This window comes from Micromonospora sp. ATA51, assembly GCF_016802855.1.
In the GTDB taxonomy this organism is placed as follows: domain Bacteria; phylum Actinomycetota; class Actinomycetes; order Mycobacteriales; family Micromonosporaceae; genus Micromonospora; species Micromonospora sicca.
The window spans coordinates 1-5,272 of sequence record NZ_JAEVHJ010000399.1; the positions used below are offsets into that span (position 1 = coordinate 1).

7 protein-coding genes and 1 pseudogene are annotated in these 5,272 nt (G+C 74.7%); 6 read left to right on the forward strand and 2 right to left on the reverse strand.

The window, feature by feature from the left end:
- Nucleotides 1-967 (forward strand): coiled-coil domain-containing protein (locus tag JNW87_RS34260; protein WP_375373580.1); only part of this gene is annotated, 967 nt, incomplete at its 5' end.
- Nucleotides 968-1,599: 632 nt separating this feature from the next.
- Here JNW87_RS34260 and JNW87_RS41040 read toward each other — a convergent pair.
- Nucleotides 1,600-2,097, reverse strand: a complete 498-nt coding sequence (locus JNW87_RS41040; RefSeq protein WP_236648461.1) for an SRPBCC family protein — start codon at nt 2,095-2,097, stop codon at nt 1,600-1,602.
- A 114-nt stretch (nt 2,098-2,211) separates the two neighbouring features.
- Between JNW87_RS41040 and JNW87_RS34270 the strand changes: the two genes are divergently transcribed.
- The 3 genes and pseudogenes from JNW87_RS34270 (at nt 2,212) to JNW87_RS41050 (ending at nt 4,020) form a co-directional block, all read left to right on the forward strand.
- Entirely contained in the window at nt 2,212-3,192 is a 981-nt protein-coding gene (locus JNW87_RS34270; protein WP_238455112.1) for a 1-phosphofructokinase family hexose kinase, read from the forward strand.
- Nucleotides 3,189-3,548, forward strand: a pseudogene (locus JNW87_RS41045) (5'/3'-nucleotidase SurE); the annotation flags it as partial. The gene JNW87_RS34270 and the pseudogene JNW87_RS41045, both read left to right, overlap by 4 nt.
- A 97-nt stretch (nt 3,549-3,645) precedes the next feature.
- Nucleotides 3,646-4,020, forward strand: coding sequence for a hypothetical protein (locus tag JNW87_RS41050; RefSeq protein ID WP_309234141.1), 375 nt, complete (start codon nt 3,646-3,648; stop codon nt 4,018-4,020).
- Between the two features lie 28 nt (nt 4,021-4,048).
- Here the strand turns inward: JNW87_RS41050 and JNW87_RS34280 are convergent, their stop codons facing one another.
- A complete protein-coding gene (locus JNW87_RS34280; protein WP_109804984.1) occupies nt 4,049-4,411 on the reverse strand; it encodes an STAS domain-containing protein in 363 nt (120 codons plus the stop codon).
- Nucleotides 4,412-4,738: 327 nt separating this feature from the next.
- Here JNW87_RS34280 and JNW87_RS34285 point away from each other — a divergent pair, with 327 nt between their 5' ends.
- Entirely contained in the window at nt 4,739-4,882 is a 144-nt protein-coding gene (locus JNW87_RS34285; protein ID WP_161557987.1) for a hypothetical protein, read from the forward strand.
- Between the two features lie 125 nt (nt 4,883-5,007).
- The coding region (locus JNW87_RS34290) for a hypothetical protein (RefSeq protein ID WP_238455113.1) at nt 5,008-5,272 on the forward strand (265 nt) is incomplete at its 3' end.

The window sequence follows — 5,272 nt, forward strand, 5'->3', positions numbered from 1 at the left end:
GTGGCGGCACCCCCCGGCCGGGCTCGTCGCCGCCGCCCCCGGCGACGACGAGGGCGGCACCCGGCGCTGCGCGCTCAGCTCGACGCGGCCAGCAAGGGCTGGCGTGGAGGCGAAGGCCGCGCTGGCCCGCTCCGTCGGGCGGCAGAAGCAGCTCACCGACCAGCTCACCACGATCAATGCCGAGCTGAGCGTCCGCGACACCAAGGTCGGCGAGATCGCCGGGGTCGCGTACCGGACCGGCCGGCTCGGCACCGCGGCGGCGCTGCTCGCCAGCGACAGCCCGGAAGGCTTCATGGACCGCGCCGCCGCGCTGGGCCAGGTCGCCGCCAACGAGGACCGGGCGCTGCACGACCTGATCGAGACCCGGGACCGCGCGACGGCGACCCGGACGGCGCTGAACGCCGAAATCCAGGAACAGCGCAGGCAGGTCGCGGTGATGGCCAAGCGCAAGCAGCAGGCCGAACGCGCGCTGGAGGTGGCGAACGACCGCGCCGCGAGCGGCGGCAGCGGCGGCATCCGGGGCACCTCCACCGCGAACGCCGACCCGGCGCCGCGCAACTCCGACGGCTCCTGGCCGCCCGAGTCGTGCAGCGTCAACGACCCCACCCCGGCCGACGGCTGCATCACCCCGCGCACCCTGCACGCGCTCAAGGAGGCCAAGTCGGCCGGGTTCACCCGGTACGTCTCCTGCTACCGACCCAGCGGCTCGGGTGAGCACCCCAAGGGCCGGGCGTGCGACTTCGCCGCGCAGTCCGACGGCTTCGGCGGGGTCGCCAGCGGTGGCGACCGGACGTACGGCAACAACCTGGCGGCGTACTTCATCCGCAACTCCGACGCGCTGGCCGTGCTCTACGTGATCTGGTTCAAGCAGATCTGGCTGCCGAGCAGCGGCTGGAAGTCGTACAGCGGCGGCAACGGCGACCCGTCCAGCGACCACACCAACCACGTGCACCTGTCCGTCTACTGAGCCCCCGGGGTGACCCGTCGCCGGACGGGTCGCCCCCGGCTACGCCCCCCGACGTACGCCGGATGTCGCCGTCGGCCCCACGACGCGGCCCGGCCGGCGGACCAGCATCGACGGCATGAGCCGACTCTCCCCCGCCGCCCGCAAGGCCCTGCTGACCCTGCACCTGGTCACCGCGCTGGGCTGGCTCGGCGCGGACCTGGTGCTGCTCACCCTCGGCGTCGCCGGCCTGCGTGGCGCCGACCCCGCGGTGGTCTACCCCACCGCGGGGCTCGTCGTCACGTACCTCTTCGCGCCGCTGAGCGTCGTGGTGTGGCTGGTCGGGGTGGCGAGTTCGCTGCTCACCCCGTGGGGGCTGCTGCGCTGGCGCTGGGTGCTGGTCAAGTTCGTGCTCACCACGGTCATGCTCGGCCTGGTCCTGCTGCTGCTGACGCCGACCGTGCGCGGGCTCGGCGAGCTGGGCCCGGCAGTGACCACCCGGGACCGGCTGGACCTGGTGATCCCGCCGGCGGTCTCGACCAGCGTGCTGCTCGTCGCCACCGTGCTCTCCACCTACCAAACCGTGGGGCCGCCGCGGAGCCCCGGCCGGCCGCCGCCGGCCCGTCGCCGCCGGACGCCCGTCCTGAGCGGGCGGCTCAGCTCGTGGCGGACGCGTCCGGGCCGCGGTCCAGCGCCGCGCCGAGCCGGCTGGCCAGCCCGAGGTGGGCCGCCCGGGCCTGCCGGAAGGCGTACCCGAACAGGGGCGCCGGCGCGGTCAGGGTGATCCCGACGTCGATCCGCGTCACGCCGCCCGGCTCGTCCCGCAGCCGGGTGTGGTTGCGCACGGTCGTGGCCGGGCGCTGGCGGGCCACCGTCACCACCTCGTCCTCGGTGGCGATCAGCACGTCGGCCCGGTAGGTGACCGGGAAGCGCAGCGGCCCGACCGCCAGCCGGTCGGTGATCGCGTAACTGGCCAGCGCGCCCGGGCGGGGCGGCAGCCGGCGCACGCCGACGATCAGCGGGTGCAGCTCGCCCTGGCGGGTCAGGTCGCCGAGGAGGGCGAGCGCCTCGGCCCGCGTACAGCGCGCCTGCACGGTGTAGCTGAACGTCTCGCGGCTGAGCACACCGTCCCCCTCGCCGTCGGCGGTTCGCACGATCGTCCCGTACGCCGAGCGGGCTGGCAACGCCCCGGCATGACGCGGGGCTGGCGGGGAATCCGGACCGCCCGGGCGGGACGAGGAGGCGGGGCGCGTGGACGGATACGGCGGATGAGCGGGCACGTGATGGTCTTCGCGCCGACGCCCCGGCTCACGGTGACCGTCGACCAGCCGGCCGACCACCCGGAGCTGCACCTGCACCCCGGCGGGCAGGGGGTCTGGCAGGCCCGGATGATCATGTCGCTCGGGGTGGAGGTGGTGCTCTGCGCCAGCCTCGGCGGCGAGATCGGTCAGGTCCTGGAGCCGCTGCTGGTCAGCGAGGGCGTCGACCTCAAGGTGGTGGTCCGCGACTCGGGCGGCAGCGGCGGGTACGTGCACGACCGGCGGGAGGGCACCCGGCACGAGATCGTCGACGTGCCGGGACACCCGCTCAGCCGGCACGAGCTGGACGAGCTGTACAACCTCGCCCTCGGCGAGGGACTGCGCGCCCCGGTCAGCGTGCTCAGCGGGCCGAACGACCCGAAGCTGGTCCCGGCCGACCTGTACCGGCGGTTCGCCGCCGACCTGGGCGCCAACGGCAGCCGGGTGGTGGTGGACCTGGCCGGCGAGCATCTCACCGCGGTGCTGACGAGCGGGGTGTTCTTCCTCAAGGTCAGCCACGAGGAGCTGATCGCCGACGGGCGGGCCGCCGGCGACGACGAGGAGCAGCTCACCCGGGCGATGTACGACCTGCACGCGACCGGCGCCGAGAATGTCGTGGTGAGCCGCGCCGAGAAGCCGGCGCTGGCCCTGGTCGACGGGGAGGTGTTCGAGGTGGAGATGCCCCGCCTGGAGGCGGCCGACCCGCGCGGCGCGGGCGACTCGATGACCGCCGGGGTGGCCGCCGTGACGGCCCGCGGCGGGGACGTGCATACCGCCATCCGTACCGGCGCCGCCGCCGGCGCGCTCAACGTGACCCGGCACGGGCTCGGCACCGGACGGCTGGACTCGATCACCGGGCTGGTGGAGCGGGTCCGGCTGGTGCCGGCCGGCACCCGGCCGCAGGAGCGGACCACCCCCGACGAGCTGGCCGAGCGGGCGGCCGAACGATGACGCTGCGGGTCCTGGTCACTAACGACGACGGCATCGCGGCGCCCGGCATCGGCTGGCTGGCCCGGGCGGCGGCGGACCGCGGGCTGGACGTGGTGGTCGCCGCGCCGCTGGAGGAGGCGAGCGGCACCAGCGCCGCGATGACCGCGGTGGAGCGGGAGGGGCACGTGGTGGTCCGCCAGCACCCGCTGCCCGAGCTGCCCGACGTGCCGGCGTACGGGGTGGCCGGCTCGCCCGGTTTCATCGCCCTGATCGCCGTGCACGGCGCGTTCGGGCCGCCGCCGACGGTGGTGCTCTCCGGGATCAACCGGGGTGCGAACGCCGGCCGCGCGGTGCTGCACTCGGGCACCGTGGGCGCCGCGTTCACCGCCGCCGCGAACGGCTGCCGGGCGATGGCGGTCTCCCTCGACGTGCTCTCCGCCGGGGAGGCCACCGCGGCCAGCGGCGGCGCCCGGGGTGGCCGCCGCCGCCCGGGTACGCGACGCGGAGCGGCACTGGTCGACCGCCGCCCGGGTCGCCCTCGACCTGCTGCCCCGGCTGCTGGCCGGGCCGGTGGAGAGCGTGCTCAACGTCAACGCCCCCGACCTGCCGCACGGCCGGCTGCGCGGGGTGCGGAAGGGGACCCTGGCCACGTTCGGCCAGGTGCAGATGACGGTCGCCGAGTCGGGACACGGCTTCGTCCGCACCTCGCTGGAGGAGCCCGGGCAGGCCGTCCAGCCCGGCACCGACCTGGCGCTGCTCGCCGACGGGTACGCCTCCGTCACCGCCGTGCGGGCCGTGACGGAGGTGTCCGACGTCGACCTGTCCGGCCTCGGCGCGGCCGAGGACTGAGCCGCGACGGGCCCCGCGCGCGCCAAGCTCAGGCGCCGGGGAGCACCTCGGGGGTCGCGGTGCCGGCGAAGTAGGGCTCGGGGGCGCCGAAGAGGCCGAGCAGGCCGGTGACCCAGAGCTGCCGGTGGACGAACCGGCTCGGCTCGGTAACGACCAGCTTCACACCGCTGACCTCGGCGGTCTGGAAGCCGGCGACCATCGCGCTGATGCCCACCGAGTCGATGAAGGTGACCAACCGCATGTTCAGCTCGATTCGGGACGGACGGCCCTTGGCGAGCACCTCCGCGATCGCCTCGCGGACCTCGTATGCGGTGTCGACGTCGATCTCGCCTCGCGGGGCGATCTGGATGACACCACCCGGCAGCACCGACTTCACGATCGACAGGCTCACGCGAGCACCTCCACTCGCCCATGACGGGCGCCTCATCAGTACGCGGGCCGCGACCGAGAGTATTCCTCCGACGGCCTCGGTCGCCACCCCTCGGGATGAGCAATTCGCGGACCGGGCACACCCGGGCAGCCCGATCCAGACCTTCTGGCTTCTATTTTCCCGACGAGCGGGTTTCTCGTTCTCCAACGATCGACCGGTGCCGGCCGATCCGCCGCACCAGGGTAGCGGCCCCTCGCCCGCCGGGCGCGTACCCCCGGACGTCGGCGCGTTCGGTTGACCCCGCCGCCTAGCATCGGCCGGGAGTGCCCCGAACGGAGAGGATGATCGATGATCAGGAGACTGCTCGGGCTGGCCGGTGTCGGCGCCCTGCTCGCTCTCGTGCTGGCCTGTGGCTTCGGTGGAGCGGGCGACGACGATGACGACGACGATGACGACTTCGCCCGGGGGCCGGTGACCGTGTCGGTCCGCTGAGTGGACCGGCGGATGGTTTGCGCCGACGCCCGGACGGGCACTGGCGGGTAAAAGAACAGTCACGCGCTGGACAGCCGCCGGAGTCCGAAGTGGCCGCCGGGCTTCGGCACCCCGAGGAGGTAAGCATGTTCCGAAGCACCCTGTTGGACCGCCGCAGCAGGCCCGAGCGGATCGCCGACCAGGCGTGGCAGCAACTGGTCTCGACCGTCCGCTCCGCCGGTGACAGCGTCCGGGACACCGCCCGGTCCGCCCGTCGCGGCGGCTCGGGCCTGGCCGACGACGCCACGGACCTGGTCGGCGCTGCCGCCGAGGAGGCCCGCCGCCGGGCCACCCTCGCCTTCGACGCGCTCGCCGGCCGCCGCCCGGCGTTGCCCTGGGCCCTGCTGATCA